14 protein-coding genes are annotated in these 16,824 nt (G+C 52.5%); 7 read left to right on the top strand and 7 right to left on the bottom strand.

Annotation, left to right across the window (positions count from 1 at the left end; translation table 11 throughout):
* Positions 1 to 26: 26 nt before the first annotated feature.
* Complete coding sequence (locus HCZ99_RS14825; protein ID WP_167447776.1) at positions 27 to 1,160, bottom strand: CaiB/BaiF CoA transferase family protein; 1,134 nt, start codon at positions 1,158 to 1,160, stop codon at positions 27 to 29.
* Complete coding sequence (locus tag HCZ99_RS14820) at positions 1,157 to 2,296, bottom strand: ABC transporter substrate-binding protein (protein ID WP_167447775.1); 1,140 nt, start codon at positions 2,294 to 2,296, stop codon at positions 1,157 to 1,159. Before HCZ99_RS14820 ends, HCZ99_RS14825 begins: the two co-directional genes overlap by 4 nt.
* 179 nt (positions 2,297 to 2,475) lie before the next feature.
* Between HCZ99_RS14820 and HCZ99_RS14815 the strand changes: the two genes are divergently transcribed.
* From HCZ99_RS14815 to HCZ99_RS14785, 7 genes are all read left to right on the top strand, one after another.
* The gene (locus HCZ99_RS14815; RefSeq protein ID WP_167447774.1) at positions 2,476 to 3,270 is read left to right on the top strand and encodes an IclR family transcriptional regulator; all 795 of its coding nucleotides are present in this window, start codon (positions 2,476 to 2,478) and stop codon (positions 3,268 to 3,270) included.
* A gap of 238 nt (positions 3,271 to 3,508) precedes the next feature.
* Positions 3,509 to 4,027: an RNA polymerase sigma factor gene (locus HCZ99_RS14810; protein ID WP_167447773.1), complete on the top strand. Its 519-nt coding sequence runs from the start codon at positions 3,509 to 3,511 to the stop codon at positions 4,025 to 4,027.
* 122 nt (positions 4,028 to 4,149) lie between these two features.
* Positions 4,150 to 5,118, top strand: coding sequence for a FecR family protein (locus HCZ99_RS14805; RefSeq protein ID WP_167447772.1), 969 nt, complete (start codon positions 4,150 to 4,152; stop codon positions 5,116 to 5,118).
* A gap of 119 nt (positions 5,119 to 5,237) precedes the next feature.
* Positions 5,238 to 7,676: a TonB-dependent receptor gene (locus HCZ99_RS14800; RefSeq protein ID WP_254869633.1), complete on the top strand. Its 2,439-nt coding sequence runs from the start codon at positions 5,238 to 5,240 to the stop codon at positions 7,674 to 7,676.
* Between the two features lie 70 nt (positions 7,677 to 7,746).
* On the top strand, positions 7,747 to 8,907 hold the full coding sequence (locus HCZ99_RS14795) for an MFS transporter (RefSeq protein WP_254869632.1): 1,161 nt from the start codon (positions 7,747 to 7,749) through the stop codon (positions 8,905 to 8,907).
* Positions 8,908 to 8,909: 2 nt separating this feature from the next.
* Entirely contained in the window at positions 8,910 to 10,034 is a 1,125-nt protein-coding gene (locus tag HCZ99_RS14790) for an ABC transporter substrate-binding protein (protein WP_368484268.1), read from the top strand.
* A gap of 100 nt (positions 10,035 to 10,134) precedes the next feature.
* A complete protein-coding gene (locus HCZ99_RS14785) occupies positions 10,135 to 11,073 on the top strand; it encodes a 2-hydroxyacid dehydrogenase (protein WP_167447771.1) in 939 nt (312 codons plus the stop codon).
* 35 nt (positions 11,074 to 11,108) lie between these two features.
* Here HCZ99_RS14785 and modC read toward each other — a convergent pair whose 3' ends face one another.
* The 5 genes from modC to HCZ99_RS14760 all read right to left on the bottom strand — a co-directional run bounded on the left by modC (position 11,109) and on the right by HCZ99_RS14760 (position 16,549).
* Positions 11,109 to 12,239 (bottom strand): molybdenum ABC transporter ATP-binding protein, encoded by a 1,131-nt coding sequence (modC, locus tag HCZ99_RS14780; RefSeq protein WP_167447770.1) that lies wholly within the window; start codon positions 12,237 to 12,239, stop codon positions 11,109 to 11,111.
* On the bottom strand, positions 12,236 to 12,928 hold the full coding sequence (gene modB / locus HCZ99_RS14775) for a molybdate ABC transporter permease subunit (RefSeq protein WP_175581518.1): 693 nt from the start codon (positions 12,926 to 12,928) through the stop codon (positions 12,236 to 12,238). Before modB ends, modC begins: the two co-directional genes overlap by 4 nt.
* Positions 12,925 to 13,749, bottom strand: coding sequence for a molybdate ABC transporter substrate-binding protein (gene modA, locus HCZ99_RS14770; RefSeq protein ID WP_167447769.1), 825 nt, complete (start codon positions 13,747 to 13,749; stop codon positions 12,925 to 12,927). The genes modB and modA overlap by 4 nt, the downstream gene beginning before the upstream one ends.
* Positions 13,750 to 13,985: 236 nt before the next feature.
* Positions 13,986 to 14,675, bottom strand: coding sequence for an exonuclease domain-containing protein (locus HCZ99_RS14765; protein ID WP_167447768.1), 690 nt, complete (start codon positions 14,673 to 14,675; stop codon positions 13,986 to 13,988).
* A gap of 5 nt (positions 14,676 to 14,680) precedes the next feature.
* The gene (locus HCZ99_RS14760) at positions 14,681 to 16,549 is read right to left on the bottom strand and encodes a putative nucleotidyltransferase substrate binding domain-containing protein (RefSeq protein ID WP_167447767.1); all 1,869 of its coding nucleotides are present in this window, start codon (positions 16,547 to 16,549) and stop codon (positions 14,681 to 14,683) included.
* Positions 16,550 to 16,824: the final 275 nt, after the last annotated feature.

Raw genomic sequence — 16,824 nt, 5'->3', positions numbered from 1 at the left:
ATTTTTGGGTGGTGTCTAAATAGGTTTCACCAACCGGTATCAAGCAAACTATTGGCATCCCCCAGTTCTGGGGCCGCGCGGGTCGAAGACGGGCGGATACCATCAATGCGCATGGGTAGCTTTGTGGTTTTCATGTCCACATCGCCGCGATGGATATCTTGGATCATATCAAGGGTTTGCAAAACGCCACTTTTGACGACACCATCCCAATCCATGACCGGGGCGGCCCAGATGTCATTTTTGACAAACTGTTCCATCCAGTCATCGCTGGTGCGGATTTTTAATTTGGCGGCAAGGCCGGCTTTGATGTCGTCGCGCTTGGTAAACGCGTCCAGTTCGGAAATGTCGGCAGAAAGACCGGTAATTTCTGCCAATAGGGGCAGTTTACCCATGGCAATGGCAATATACCCATCTGATGTTTCATAAACGCCATAGGGTGCCGCAAGATATGCGTGGGCTGGATTGTTTTTTGATCTTTTCGGCGTGCGGTTGCCGTCGTTAAACCACGTGGTCAGCAATTCAAACTGCAAATCCGCCAGAACTTCGATCAGGGATGTTTCAACAAATCCGCCAATGTTTTTGGTCGCCCGGCGATACAGAAGGGCCAATACCCCATGGGCCAGCGCCGATCCGGCAAGCACATCGGCAACGGGAAGACCCATCGCCACAGGACCATGATCCTGCCCACCGGATAGCCACATCACCCCTGATCGTGCCTGTGCGAGCAAATCCTGCCCCGGCAGATCGACCCACGGCCCATCCGACCCATAGCCTGTGACTGTTCCATAAACCACGGTTGGGTTGATCTTTTTGACGGCGTCATATCCGAAACCAAGCCGTTCCATTACTCCGGGGCGAAAGTTTTGCAAAATGACGTCGGCCTCGGCGACCAGTTTGCGCAGTTTTTCTTTGTCTTCGTCAGATTTCAGATCGACAGCAACAGATCGTTTGTTGCGGTTGATCGCGTGAAAAATCGTGCTTTCGCCAGCGATTTTGGTGTCTGTCAGATACAGGTAGCGGGATAAATCCCCCAGTCCGGCGCGCTCAACCTTCACCACGTCTGCGCCAAGGTCCGCCAATTTTAAGGCGCAATACGGACCCGCCAGAAACTGCGAGAAATCGAGGACCTTAAGTCCATCAAGCGGCAATAAATCGGTCATTGGGAGAAGCTTTCGTCAAAACATTTTTGAAGGGTGGAGATGGCTGTATCCACATGTGTTTTTCGCCTAATGGTATCGAGAAGGATTTCTGACCCCTGTTCCTGAAAGCCCATGTACCCAGCGTGACGCGGACGCAGCCAAGCAGCTTCGTGGGTCATGCGGGTATTGTTGTACGCATTTCCAACCGGCTGATTTACGGATGGATCGCCCCAGGCGACGGCGTTTCCGGGTTGGCCGTTATGTTTGGCGTACAGACCACGCTGTATATCGGCCGATGCCACCCACAGGGCAAATTCCGCGCATAAGTCGGGATAGCTGGTGTGGGCTGAAACAGCCAGTCCCGTACCGCCAAGTGCCGAGCCCAATGGGCCAGAGGCACCAAATGATGGCATGTCATGAAAGGCAACACGGTGTTTGCGATATTCAGCCCGCCCATAAGGCGCGTAGAGATAGACAAATGGACATAACGAGAAACAGTTGCCTTCCGACAGCGTATCAAGGGCGGCAATCGGATCCATTTCCAGGCAAGTCGGATCAATCAGATCATACAGGGCCTTCATGGCACCAATGACCTCAAACGCGGCCTTTTGATTTATGGGTGTTTGGGCCGTGATCGGGAAGGGCGCACCACAATTGGCCATAAGGGTGAAAAACGACATCAGGATATGTGGGGCGCGTAATGGCCACACAACACGTCCATACTTTGCTTCGCCCAGAACATATTCAAATTGTGTGACCGGGGCGGGCAAAAGATCAGGGCGGATGGCTTGTACCTGACACGCCGCATCGACCGGCAATGCCCATTGATGCCCCTGATAGAAATAGCTTTGATAGCTTTTGCCAATGGTTTCGGCAGATAGTCGCGTAAGGGCATCTTGGGCCGCAAACTGATCCAGTGGAAGCAAGCAGTTCTTTTCAACTATTGCACCCACATGCGGGTGATCAATGATGATCAGGTCATAGCGGCGAGCAAGGTCTTCGACCGGGGTGCTTTCAAATTCCTGAAGCGATCGTTTATCCCACGTAATGTCGACGTCTGGATGGTCAGTACTAAACGCCACGCTTGCCGCAACCAGCGGATCATAGCCGCGTGGATCGGACCAGGTCATGCCTTTGAGGTGTTTTTGTTTGGCCACGGATAGGTTTCCTCCCAAGGCCAGTCTACCGATGAAAATTTATAAATGAAAGTCTGTTTTATATTTGATATATTGATTTTGCGGCTCGAGTTCGCGCGCGGTTGGTTGCCACAATGGTATGTGCCCGCCTATACTCGGCGACCTTAAATTGACTGGTATTTATCCCCCTGCGAGGACATATGAGCGGCAAGGCAGAAGACCAAACGGATCAGGAAAAGTACCGTGCCCCGGCATTGTCCAAGGGACTTGATATTCTTGAGCTTCTTGCCTCAGAGGCAGATGGATTGTCACAGATTGCCATCGCCAAGCAGCTTAATCGCAATACGTCAGAAATCTTCCGGATGCTGATGGTGTTGTGTCAGCGCGGTTATGTGGAACTTCGTGAAGAAGACGAACGCTATCATCTGACTACGAAGATGTTTGAAGTGGCCCATCGTCATCCACCAATTCGCCGACTGACATCAATCGCTGGCGAGGCAATGCAACGTCTTGCCGACGAGGTAAACCAGTCAATGCATCTTGCGATCATTCATTCGGGCAAGGTTCTTGTGATTGCGCAGGTCGACTGCCAGGACAACAACATCACCGCGGTGCGCCTTGGCGCGCAGATCAATATCTATGACACGGCATCTGGTCGTGTGCTTGCGGCGTGGATGGATCCCGATGCCCGTGATGCGATGCTGAAGGGGGCTGGTGATGTATCGGATGAAACCTATCAGGAATTTATCGCCGATTTGCCCGCAGTTCATGACGCGGGCTATTGCGAGGCGACGTCATTGACCATCGCCGGTGTTTGGAACCTGTCGGCCCCGATTTTTGATTTTTCCGGCAAGGTGGTCGCGGCACTGACAATCCCGTTCATTCAACGTCTTTCGGGAACGTCTATTGTGTCGGTTGAGGAGTGCCGCGAACGGTTGGTTGCGCTATGTGCGGACATATCCCGGCGTCTTGGCGCAGGCGCAGGCGCAGACTAACGATAGTCTGCGCATTCTGCTGTGGCGGACATAAGTGCTGCGGCACACTATTCGTGAAAATGTTTCACGCCGATTAAGCCGTGGGTGCGCCGTCTTTGTTCTAATCTTAATTTGCAATTGAAAATGATTATCATTGTTGCTAGCTTGCTGCGCGATACAGCCATGCAACAAGTGTCTTTGCGGTTTCGCCGCGTCGCGACAGCGCAAAGCGCCTCATAAATATCGGTTTAAATCACGTATGAAGTTCTGGCAGCAAACACTGGCCAAACTGTTCGAAGATCATCGAAGGCAACTTTTGTCGATGGTGTTCCGACGCATACGTGATCGCGAAATCGCTGCTGAGCTAGTGCAAGATGTTTACGCCCGACTGATGCAGGCGGGCGACCGCGGGCCAGATGATGCCAATACCAAGATGCTTTATGCGTCTGTCCGCAATGCGGTGGTGGATCACTATCGCAGTAATGCGGGGCGCAGCCGGGTCATGGACGGTCTTTTGCCCGAACAACTTTGGCCGTGTGAAACGATGTCGCCACAAGATCATGCGCAGGCCCGACAAACTTTATCCGCCCTTGATCGCGCCTTGCAGGAACTGACGCCAAAGGCACGGGAAATGTTTATCCTGCATCGTGTGGAGGGCATTTCGAACGCCAAGCTTGCGAAAAAGTACGGTATTTCGGTTAGTGCCGTGGAAAAACAGCTTGCACGTACAATGCGCCATTGTCAGGAACGTCTTGCCGATTATCGAGACCCAAGCTGATTAAAGTTCGTATCGCCGCTGAGGATGTTTCCCCATCATTCGTTATTGATTATAGAGAGTAACTGAGCGGTCAGAGCAAACGTTCTTCGAACGCCCTATTCAAGCGAGCCAGTCAGAAATCGATGCAAGATCATAACGGTCCAACGGAACAGCAAAAAGATCAAGCCGCGCTATGGCATGCCAAGCGCGCGGGTGGATCTATGTCGGTTGCTGACGAAATTGCATTTGATAAGTGGTTGAATTCAGATCGGGGCAATCGGTTGGCATTTGATCAGATGCGGGTGCTCTGGGCGCAGGTTGAAGCGCCGGCGCGTCGGGCATCGAAAGCGCAGGCGAAGATCGGGCTGCTAAAGTTCCTAGCAATCTTTACCCCAAAAAGAACAGTTGCGGCACTGGCTTGTGCAGCGACAATTGCCTTGGGCGTTTTTGTGATCAACCCAGATATTGTTGTTAACGCCCGTGCTGATATCGTTTCCGATAACGCCACAGTCACGGATGTAAATTTACCGGATGGTTCAGTTGTGCGTCTGGCGGCGAATAGTGCGCTGGCGACCGATTTTGCATCTGGTCATCGCGTGGTCAAACTTTTGCGCGGACAGGCATTTTTCGATGTTGCCCATCGCCATGGCGATCCATTCGATGTTCATACCAAAGATGCCAATATCCGCGTGGTTGGAACGCGGTTTAACGTTGATTACCTTTCGGGAAGTACCATCGTTGCCGTGCAAGAAGGTGCTGTTCGGGTTTCATCGCCAGCACAGATGAATGATGGTGTTCTTCTGGGGCCGGGGCAGCAGGTCGCGATTGGCAACAGCACCAGAAAGTTGGAAGCAACCGATATAGGTGATGTAACGCCTGTACTGAGCTGGATGCAGGGGCGTTTGAGTGTGCGCAATGTTCGGGTTGATGACCTGATCACCCGACTTAATAACTTTTCTGAAAGCCGGGTTGTGGTTTTGGGGGATGTTGCCAACCGAACGATATCGGGAAGTTTCCCAACAACGGATGTTTCAGGATCCGTTGAAACAGTGGCGGCGGCTGTCGACGGAACAGTTGTTCATACCTTACCGTGGCTGACTGTTATTTATTGAGACTGAGAAAAATTCGCAAAAAATGACTTTGCGATGTGAGGACTCTTATTTCCCGCACGTTTGTTCTTCTAGAAGCAGGGGAACCTGTCTGAAAAATCAGACATATACGGAGCGGGAAATTGAAACCCACAAAGATAAATCCAAAAAAGAATTCACTTATTTCGGCATTTCTGGTTTCGACCACGATGGTTCTGCCTGGGGCGCTGGGCGTGAATGCGGCTGCGGCGGCCCAAACGGAAATTACCCAATCCACATATGTATTTGATATTTCAGCGCGTTCAATTGCCGATGGGGTTTCGGAAATTGGTGGGGTGACTGGATGGCGGATTGCGTACGCAATCGAGTTGCCCGCGATTGAAGGTTCGCGGATCATTCAGGGCCGTATGACGGTTCCGGCCGCCGTTGATATGTTGCTGCGTGGGACTGGATTGACCTATCGCGTGACCGGGGAAAATTCCCTCATCCTGATTGACCCATCAGCACAAGGCAGCCAAAGCGAAAATGCGGTAACAGACCCCGTTTTAATTGAAACGTCCGTTGTGCAATCTGATCTTCCGTCAGTTTACGCAGGCGGGCAGGTCGCAACAGGTGGCCGTCTTGGCATGTTGGGCAATACCGATATCATGGATGCCCCCGTAAGCATCACGAGCTACACCAGCCAGAAAATTGCCGATCAGCAGGCCGAAACCATTGCGGATGTTTTGCAAAATGATCCGTCGGTACGTGCCCCGAATGCTGAAACGGCGAATATTGATACCTATCAGATCCGTGGGTTCGGCGTGAACCTGTTCAATACCGGTGAAGTATCGTTCAACGGCTCATACGGTGTGGCCCCGACATACCGGGTTCTGTCGGGAATGGCTGAACGTATTGAAGTAGTCAAAGGGCCAAATGCGTTGCTAAATGGGATGTCGCCAACCGGTGCCGTCGGCGGGGCGATTAATATCGTGCCCAAGCGTGCGGGCGACGAAGACCTTAATCGTGTTAGTGCAGATTACGGGCGCGGCGAACAGGTTGGCGGTAACGTTGATATCAGTCGTCGATTTGGAGACGAAGACCAATTCGGCGTCCGCTTTAATGGCGGGTACCATAATGGCGACACCTATTTGGATCGTCAGACCAAGGAGACATCGCTGGGTGCGCTTGCCCTTGATTATAAAGGGGAGCGGCTTAGAGCATCTATCGATTTGATTGATCAGCGAGAAAACCTTGATGCACCGGCGCGTGAGGTGCGAGTTGCCTCGGGCATTACGATGCCGGGCGCCCCGGATGGTTCAACGAATTTAATCCAGACATGGGAATGGTCTGATGCCGTTGATCGTTCGGGTTTGGTCCAGGCTGAATATGATGCGTTTGACACTGTAACCGTTTTTGGCAGTTTTGGCGGCGGTCGAACCGAAGTTGACCGTCTTTTCGGCACGCCGACAATTACAAACAGTGCTGGCGATTATAATGACGTAGGTCTGTCCTATCGTCGTTTCCAAACAGATCGTTGGTCGGTCAGCGGCGGTGTTCGTGGCGAATTCGAAACAGCAGAGATAAAGCATAAGGCGACTTTTGAAGCCACGCGCTACGAAGATGTTCTGCGACAGGGGATTTCCAGTGCGACTGTCATACCGTCATCCAATATCTATGCGGCGGGTGATATTGCACCCGTTTCTGTGAGTGCGCCGGCAACAAAACCCAAGACGTCCGAAACCGAACTGACCGGCTTTGCCCTGTCAGACACCATGGCATTTTGGGATGATCAGGTGTTGGTGACCCTCGGTGCACGTCATCAAAGCATCGCGGTTGATAGTTTTAGAAATGGTGCGATCAGCAGCAGTTATGACGACAGCGTTATCACACCCATGGCGGGGGTCGTTGTTAAGCCAAACGAGAACGTATCGCTTTATGCCAACTATATTGAGGGGCTGAGCCCGGGGGAAATCGCCCCAGCGTCGGCGGCAAATTCCGGCGAAGCGACCTCGCCATACGTTGCTAAACAACTTGAAACCGGTGTCAAACTGGACTTTGGGTCGATTGGGGGATCGCTTTCTGTCTTCCAGATTACCCAGCAGAGCGGCGACACTGATCCCGATACAAATGTCTTTAGTGCAGATAACGAACAACGTAACCGGGGCCTTGAGATCAATGTGTTCGGCGAAGTGACACCAAGTGTTCGACTGTTGGGCGGCGTTATGTTCCTTGATTCCGAGATCAACAAGTCCGCTGATCCCACGAAAAAGGGAAAGCGTCCGGTTGGAACCCCAGACATGCAGATCAATCTGACCGGTGAATGGGATACACCGTTTGCCAAGGGCCTAACCTTAAGCAGTACGCTGACACATACCTCGCAGCAATTTGTCGATGCTGCCAATACGCAGGATATACCCGATTGGACAACGCTTGATCTGGGGCTGCGCTACAAAACGAGTATCGATAACACCCCGATTACCCTTCGCGCGACGGTTCAGAACGTTACGGATGAAAAATACTGGTCGGGTGTGAACCAGTGGCGGTTTATATCGCTGGGGGCACCGCGGACGGCGTTTGTTTCTGTGACCGCGGATTTCTGACGTGACCAATCCACGCAGGCAGATCAACCTTCTGTTTGCCATTCAACTCATATCAATGGGTGCAATGGAAATGAGCGGGCCATTTTGGCCCGTTCATTTGCGCGTTTTAACGCCGTCTGACGACCTTTTCACATTTGCCAGCATTGCGGTCTATGTCGGGCCGATGTTGGGCATCATGCTAACCAGTACTTTCTGGGGGCGCATGGGGGATCGGTTCGGGCATAAGGCAATGATGATGCGCGCGCTATTGGGTCTTGGGATAACCCAGTTTGCGTTGGCGTTTGCGGGTGACGTTTGGCTGGTGCTGGTTTTACGATTTCTGCAAGGTGCGTGTGCCGGATATATCGCCCCGGCCCAAGCGTATGGGGTTTGCATCGAAAATCCGGCCAGACGTGCCAAGCTCTTTGCCTTTTTGCAAGTATCAACGAATTTTGGATCTTTGATCGGTGCGCTTGTTGGCGGGGTCATTCTTGATCATGCGACGTTCTTTTGGATCAATTTTTCCGCTGCCATCCTATGCAGCGGCAGTTTTGCAGCTGTTTGGATGCTTTTGCCGTCCGTCTCGCCCACGCCCCGTGGGGAAAGAGGTTCCAAGCGTGCGCGCAGCGCAAAGAAGGCGAAAGCCAAGGATATTTTCCGCTCCCCACAGGTGATTTTAATCCTTGCCGTTCTTGGTGCGTTGTTGCTGGCGCGGTTGATCACACAGGCGCCATTTTCGATGTATGTCTTAACCATCTTGGGCGCGGAAAACTGGATGGTTGGGCTTTGTTACGGGGTTCTTGCACTCGGCTTTATTTCGTCAGCGTCCCTTTGGGCACGTTATTTCGAAGGACGTGCCGCGCGCGATGTCTTGCTGGGGGTATGTGCCGTCATCGCTGGCTGCGTTGTCGTTACCCTCGTGGCTGGTGCGACCCGTTCCATCTTTGTCTTTACGGCGATGTATTTTGTTTGGGGGGCATTGCTTGGGGCGACAACACCAATCCTGACATCGTTGGTATCGCGCAGCGTCAATGATCAGAAGCAGGGGCATGTGCTTGGTCTAACGCAAAGCACTGCGCAGTTTTCATCAATTGCGGGCATTGCGCTGGGCGGCTGGTTTAGTCAGTCGGCCGGGCTTTCAAATGTCTATTTCCTTGTTGCGTCTGTCTATCTCTGCGCCTTGGTGCTGGCCGCTTTTGCGCGCTACAGGGCGGACGATGTTGCGCGACCAACTCATCAATTAGGAGAATAAAAGTGACCTTTAAAACGGCTCTAAAGGCTGTCTTTGCGATGGGTGTGTTGCTGATGTCGGGCACCATTTTGCAGGCAGAAACGATAACCGTTACGGACATCTCAGGTCGCGAGGTCGCGGTGAATGTACCTGTGCAGCGTGCCGTTCTGGGTGAAGGTCGGCAGCTTTATATCGTCGCGGCACTGGACCGCGAAAACCCGGCCAAACGCATTGTCGGTTGGCGCAAGGATTTGATCGAAGCCGATCCGGCAACCTATCAGGCATATCTTGCAAAATTTCCGGAATTTGCGGATATCCCGGTTTTTGACGGGCTTGAACAAAGCTTGATTGATATTGAAAAAACCATCGCGCAAAAACCTGACGTGGTGTTTTTGAATATCGGTATCAAAAAGGCGGTCGAAGAAGCCAATTACGTCGAAAAATTGGGGGCGCTTGATATTCCGGTGATCTATGTCGATTTCCGCAATGACCCGGAACACAATACCGAGCCATCCATTCGGTTATTTGGCAAGTTGTTTCATCAGGAAGATCGCGCCGAGGATTTTATTGCCTTTCGATCAAAGGAAATAGCCAAGGTAAGCGACAAACTTTCCCAGTTTTCAGGCGTCAGGCCAAAGGTGTTTATTGATCGTGCTGGCGGCTTTTATGAGGATTGCTGTCATTCGTTTGGCGCGGGAAACTTCGGTGCCATGGTTGAAATGGCCGGGGGCATTAACGTTGCCAAAAAACTCATTCCGGGGACCTTTGGGCAAATCAATGCGGAACAGGTCATTGTTTCAAGCCCGGACCATATCATTGTCACCAGTGCCCAGTGGGATGCCTATGTGCCCGGTGGAAAATGGGTGCCGGTTGGCCCCGGCGCAGATATGGATTTGGTGAAAGAAAAACTGCAATACTATCCAACTCGCCCGGCCTATATCGGTATTGCTGCGCAAAAGACGCAAGCGTTTCACGCGGTTTGGCACCAATTTTACAACAGCCCGTATCAGTTTGTGGCGATTCAGCAACTGGCCAAATGGTTCCATCCGGACCTGTTTGAAAATCTTGATCCTGACGCGACCTTCCGCAAGCTTCATGACGATTTCCTGCCGATTGACTATCAGCCAGGCTATTTCGGCAGTCTTTAAGATATAGATGAGTAGTACTTCGTGGAATTACGTTTAAGGCCTTGTTTTACAACATAACGTTGTCTAGCCTGACGGTCTTGCCCCAACGGAGTAACCTTTCATGTCACGATCTGTTCTGACCCTTATGGACTTTCGTCCGACCTACACCGCGATGCTGGCCGAAAAATATGATCTGCATCGGTGGGATGAGGTCGATGATAAACAGGCGTTTTTGGATCAGGTTGGGTCAAAGATTACAGCGCTTGTAACCTCGGCTGGGGTTGGGGTGCCTGACGGGTTGCTCGATAAGCTTCCGAACCTTGAAGTGATTACAAGTTTTGGGGTTGGCTATGACGTATTTGACCTCGACGCGTGTCGTACACGCGGCATCCGTTTATCCAACACCCCCGATGTATTGACCGATGATGTTGCCGATACGGCCATCATGTTGATGCATGCCACCTTGCGCCGTTTGGTGGTTGGCGATGATTGGGCCCGCAGTGGTCAGTGGGCGGCAAATGGCGCTATGCCATTGACCCGGTCCGTGCGGGGCAAAAAGCTTGGCATCCTTGGGCTGGGCCGGATTGGACAGGCAATTGCGTCAAGGGCCGAACCAAGCGGGGTTGAGGTCGGCTATTTCGGTCGCAGCAAAAAACAAGTCGATTATCACTATTTCGATGATTTGGTCGCACTTGCGCAATGGTCGGATATTTTGATTGCCGCCTGCCCGGGTGGGGAAGCGACCAAGGGCATTGTCAACGCAGACGTTTTATCCGCCTTGGGCCCGGATGGGTATGTTGTAAACATCGCCCGTGGGTCGGTGATGGATGAGCCGGCCTTGATCAACGCGCTGCGCGACAAGGTCATCGCCGGTGCTGGTTTGGACGTGTTTTACAACGAACCGAATATGGACCCTGCCTTTGCCGAATTTGAGAATGTGGTGTTGTACCCCCACGGAGCAAGCGGCACGGTTGAAACCCGTAATGCCATGGCGCAGCTGGTTGTCGATAACCTTGATGCGTGGGATCAGCGCGGTGAGTTGGTAACACCGGTGATCTAAGTCAGGCACCTGTACGGCGGCGATTTGAAGGCAGCTTAGTGATCACGCAAGTTACCATTGACCGTGACGGATTTAATCACGGCAAATACCTTTTGGTGCAGGCCCAGGTTTAAGCGGCCCGAAGACCAGCTTGTGATGCGAGCATGAAGGATCGGACGATCAGGTGCCGTGCCTGCGTGAAGGGCGTCTGTGTCATGCCCAAAGGCCAAACTGACATCAACAGTATTTTCTGTGCTTTCCGTCATTCGAATGATGGTCACGGGAATGATGTTGTTGGCACTGAGCCCTTCTGGTGGTGTGCGCGAAATTAAAACATCGCGGGCGCGGATATGGATGCGGACCTGTGTATTTACTGGCTGGCCCAGATAGGGCACGACAATGCGCTGCCCGGCAGTTTCAAGGAAACTGACCTGTGCCTTTGGATCGCGGCTGGCGATCCGGGCGGGAAGAACGGTTCCGGTATCAAATTGTCCGGCCAGTGGAGCCAAATCGGTTCGACCCAACATGTCAAACACCGATCCACTGGCCAAGGTTTGACCGTTTTCAATCACCACCATCTGATCGGCCAAGCGGGCCACTTCGTCAATCGCGTGACTGACATATAAAATGGGCAGTTTTCGTTGATCACGCAGGTTTTCAAAATACGGAAGAATTTCTTCCTTTCGCGCCTGATCAAGGGCCGAAAGCGGTTCGTCAAGCAACAATACATCCGGATTGGCCAAAAGTGCCCGGCCAAGGGCGATCCGTTGCTTTTCCCCGCCCGAAAGGTTGCTTGGCAGCCGATCAAGAAGTTCCCTGATACCGAGCATGTCGATAATTTCTTGCTGATCGGGGGCGGATAGTTTTACCGGGTTACGCTTTGCGCCGTAATAGAGGTTGTCACGCACCGACAAATGCGGAAACAAACGGGCATCCTGAAACACGTATCCCACCCGGCGTTTGCGGACCGGAACATTGATGCTGCGCGCATGATCAAACAATACATGTTCATTGAGTTGCACGTGACCGCGCTGTGGCCGCGTTAGGCCTGCAATGATGTTAATGATCGTTGTCTTGCCGCTGCCAGACGGCCCGAACAGGGCGGTAATACCCGGTCCAGCGATACTGAAATCTGCATCAAGACTGAATTTTCCGATGTTGTGTGAAACGTTGATGGTGATGCTCATGACGCGGCCCTTTTACGGATGCGGCGCATGGCAAGTTCGGACAGCATTAGACCAGCAAAGGCCAATCCGATGGAGAGGGCGGCCAATCGCGCAGCCGCCAATTCGCCGCCCGGGGTTTGAATGGCGGTATAGATCGCCAGCGGCAATGTGCGCGTTTCACCCGGGACGTTGGACACAAAGGTAATGATCGCACCAAATTCGCCCAGACTTGCGGCAAAGGCGGTAATGGCACCGGCGATAATGCCCGGCCAAGCCAACGGTAAGGTCAAAGAAAAGAAACGATCAATGGGACCCGCGCCCAAGCTTTCGGCGGCTTGATACAGGCCGTGGTTGATATTTTCCAAACTCAGTCTGATGGCGCGGACTTGAAATGGGAAGCTGACAATAGCCGATGCCAGTGCGGCACCGGTCCAGCTAAAGACAAAGCGGATATCAAAGGTTTCATAAAGCCACGCGCCAAGCGGGGCACGCGTACCAAATCCGATCAATAGCAAATAGCCCATCACAACAGGGGGCAAAATCAGGGGAAGATGCACAATGGCATCCAAAATAAACCGCCCGGGAAATCGACCAAGCGCCAAGGCGGTGGCCGTTAAAACCGCAATGGGCAGCGCACAGGCAACCGCAACGCCAGATATGCGCAGGCTAAGTAAAAGGGCGTCTATTTCGGCGGGCGTCAAACTGATCATTGTGCCGCGGTATCCGGGATGATGGTTGCCTTATTTGCGACGGCGTTAAATCCATAGTCTGCAAAAATTGCGGCCGCGTCATCCCCCAAAAGCCAAACAAGGAATTTTAGCGCCCCGTTGTCGGCCTGTGGTTTCATCATGGCAATCGGATAGGTGATGGGCGTGTAGGTGTTTTCGGGGAACGTGCCGATGATTTTAACCCCGTCAGAAATCATCGCATCGGTGCGATATACAATGCCAAGCGGTGCCTCGCCCCGTTCAACAAGGCTTAGTGCTGCGCGTACGTTATCGGCCCGCGCTAGCCTTGGGGCGAGATTTTCCCACTGGCCCAGTGTGGTCAAGGCCTGCTTGGCGTATATGCCCGCCGGGACATGGTCAGGATCGCCGAGCGCAATGCGATCATCAGCATCAATCAGGCCAAGGAGACTGGTGTCTTTGGTGATATCCGTCAGGGGCGCAACTGTGCTGTTTGTTGGCGCTATTAGAACAAGGTTGTTGGCCAGAATATCATGGCGGCTGTTGGCCATGATCAGGTCTTGATCACTGAGCCAGTCCATCCATTTTTGGTTGGCGGAAATATAGATATCGGCTGGCGCACCGGCAGCAATTTGGCGCGCAAGCGTGGAAGAACTGGCAAGCGAAAGACGAATATGCGCGCCGGTTTCTTCTTTGTATCGGTTTGCCGCGGTTTGAATGGCGTTGGTCAGACTAGCCGCGGCGAAAACAGTAATGTCTTTCGACCACGCGGAAGCCGGAAGCGTTCCCACACCGATCAGAAGAAGTATTAAAGCTGATAAGACTTTTCCAAGCAGGCGGCGCATTCCAAAGCCTTTTAAAAGTGCGATAAAACAAATAGCTGCGCGAAATCAGCGGTGTCTAGATCATAGTGCGGATGGAAGAAATGAGCATTCTTTTTGATGCTTTTTGCCAAGGACGCATTCAGGAAACAATGCGTTGACTGCTTGCTAATGGCAGAACGTAAAACGAAAGCGCACCGTTTCATAGCCCACTGCCACGAAGCGGATGATCAGTTTCGTTGGTGCGTCCCGATACCGACCTATCGAAGGACGCGGCGCAGCTCGAGCGTGCCTTTCGGATCGCGTTTCGACACCTGTGCCAGAAACAGACCGGATGCGGCAATCGCATTTGACAAGGCATTATGGGCCCGAAATGGCGGAAGGTTGTGAGACCGACGCAGGCTATCAAGTTTCAGGGCACCGGATTTAAACGGCTTTCCCTGACGATGCAGCGCCCGTAACCCCAAAACAAGCGTATCAACGGTCGGTATTTGTAACCGTGCACCAAACGCCTGTTTACAGGCTTGGCCAAGGAACCCAAGTTCGATGGGGGCATGATGGGCGACCAACACCCGCCCGGCCATTTGCGGCAAAAGGTGCTCCAAGGCGACTTTGATGTTGGGCGCATCTGCGACGTCGCTATCAAAAATCCGATGCACAATCACCGAGCTTTCCTTAAGCTGCTTGGTTGGGCGGACCAGAATATGTTCGCAACTGGAAAAATCGACGCCCAGTTGGCGAATGATTACCCAGCCCAGACTGACGATTTCATCGCGTTTTGGGTCAAGGCCGGTGGTTTCCAGATCAAGGACAATAAACTCGGTATCCATGATCGGGCGGGCAGGATCCGCCGCCGGGACGTCATAATACGATCTAAGCGCACCGGTGGCCCGGCGTTGAACAAAGTCGCGGTAAAACTGGCTGTCGGCTATTTTTTCGCGCAGGCCCATAATGATCAGGTCCCGCTTTTGCCAAAGGCGCCTTCAAGCGCACTTTGAAGGTTTTTGACCACCGAAAACGCATCTTTAAGGTGCGTACGTTCAAAAGCAGACAGGCTTTCAGGCTGCAGGAAGTTATCAGGACTATTGCCTTGGCGGATTTGGCGAACTTGATGTTTAAGCCGTGTGATGCTGATGAATTCAAATGCATCCAAAAGATCAGACGCACCTTGTTTGCTGATCGATGGGAATGCTTTGACAGCGCGCAGGCGCTCAAACGTGTTGACCTCGTTGACCCCATTGGCAAGGGCGTGAATACGCGCCAGATCGACAATGGGCAGTACGCCATTGTTTTTCAGGTCAAGTTTGCTGTCATGTTCGCCGCCGCGGATCATGACAAAGTTTTTGAAAAAGCCCAGTGGGACATGATGGCTCATGGCATTGTTGACCAGCACGGCCTGGAAAACCCGGTTATCCTTGGCCCTGGATACGATAATGCGTTGGAGGTCATCAAATAGCGGTGTGGTTCCGTGGACCGGGCGAAGATCAAACCAGACACAGCATTGCATCAATGACGTTGGGTCGGGCTGTTCGATCCATTTGTTGAAATCGTTCAACCAGTTTTCCGCTGATTGGCGCCATTGATCGTTTTTGGCCGTCATGTCGCCAGAACCAAAAACATAGCCAATTTCGTTTAAGCCATCGCAGACGAAATCTGCCAGTGCCTTAAAGTACGCGCCATGCGCATCCGGGCTATAGGCATCATCAAACATCAAACAGTTATTCTGAACGGAAATGGCTGTTTGTTCCTGACGACCCTGCGATCCGCCAGCCATCCACACATATGGTACAGGCGGTGGGCCCAATTTTGCCTCAGCCAGCTGAAGAAGGCGCGTGGTTGTCGCGTCCGCGAGGGTTGTTACGATATGACCGGCATTTTGTGACGTTGCCCCGGCTTCGATCAAGTGGCTAAGAAGCTCGGGCACCTGTGCAATGACGGTTGCGATATCGCCAGGGTCGTTCAGCTTGCTGATTTTGCCTGCCATATAAACCGCCGACAGCGATTGACGTGCCAGCAAGTTGTTGGTTGTGATCATGCCGACGGCCTTGCCGTCTTTAAGCACAGGCAGATGCCGAATGTTGTTGCGCGTCATGGTCAAAAGCGCATCGAACGCATAATCGTCTGGATGAATGGAAATCGGGTTGGCTGTCATGATTGACGTCACCGGGGCATCATAACTGCGTGCCTCTGCGATTACGCGATTGCGCAAATCACGGTCGGTGATGATGCCTGCGATTTCGTCACCATTCTGGGTCACCAACAGGCAGGAAACCTGTTCGGCGCACATCAATCTACCAGCATCAAGGATGGTGGCATTTGCATCAATGCTGACAAGATCGCGCGCGATCAGCTCTTCGACCTTAACACTCATCAGTTTGAGTTGGTCGTCATCGCGGCTTTCGATCATCTGCATGCCGCTGCGCAGGCGATCCCCACCCATCTGGGCGAAAAAGTAATTAAACTGCGGATATTTCCCAGCCAGATCGTGGAAATCTTTTTCCGGAAGCAAGTAGCACAGGCTGTCTTCAAGGGTGGTGATATTGTTCGCCGCACGTCCATTGCGAAACATTGCGCGAACCCCAAAGCATTCGCCTTCAGACAGGCGCCCCAGCAATTGGCCGTCAGGGTCACGCGTTTCGGTGCCGCCGGTACGAATAATATACAGGTTCAAGCATTGCTCTTCTGGCGACAAAACCTTGGTGCCGGCGCGGAAATAGCGGGCGGTCAGGCGTTTGGGCAGGCTTTCAATCACGTCATCCGGTAACAGATCAAACGGATGATGCTGTTTGAGGAAGTCCGCAATTTCTTCAAGTTCGATGCTCATGGTCGACTGTTTCCCCGTCGCGCAAGAAGTGCTGGGATTTATTGTTGCCTGACAAAATACTAAAAGAAAAGCCCCCGAAAGATCATATGGCGACGACGATCCGTTTTTCATGGGTAAAATCGGATGTGACCGGAAGGTTTTTGGAAGCTTTTTAATGTCTTAACCTTGTTGGTTTCGCGCTTTTGGTTCCGGTTTTCGGGCGCCATCGCGGCGCGTGAGAAGGCTTAGTATTGCCTATGCTCGTCGTGGGACATTGATTGGTTGATCGCAGTGAC

It is taken from the genome of Thalassospira lucentensis (assembly GCF_011806425.1).
Lineage (GTDB): Bacteria > Pseudomonadota > Alphaproteobacteria > Rhodospirillales > Thalassospiraceae > Thalassospira > Thalassospira lucentensis_B.
The sequence above is the reverse complement of the archived record's forward strand: the minus strand, read 5'-3'. Positions and strand labels throughout refer to the sequence as shown.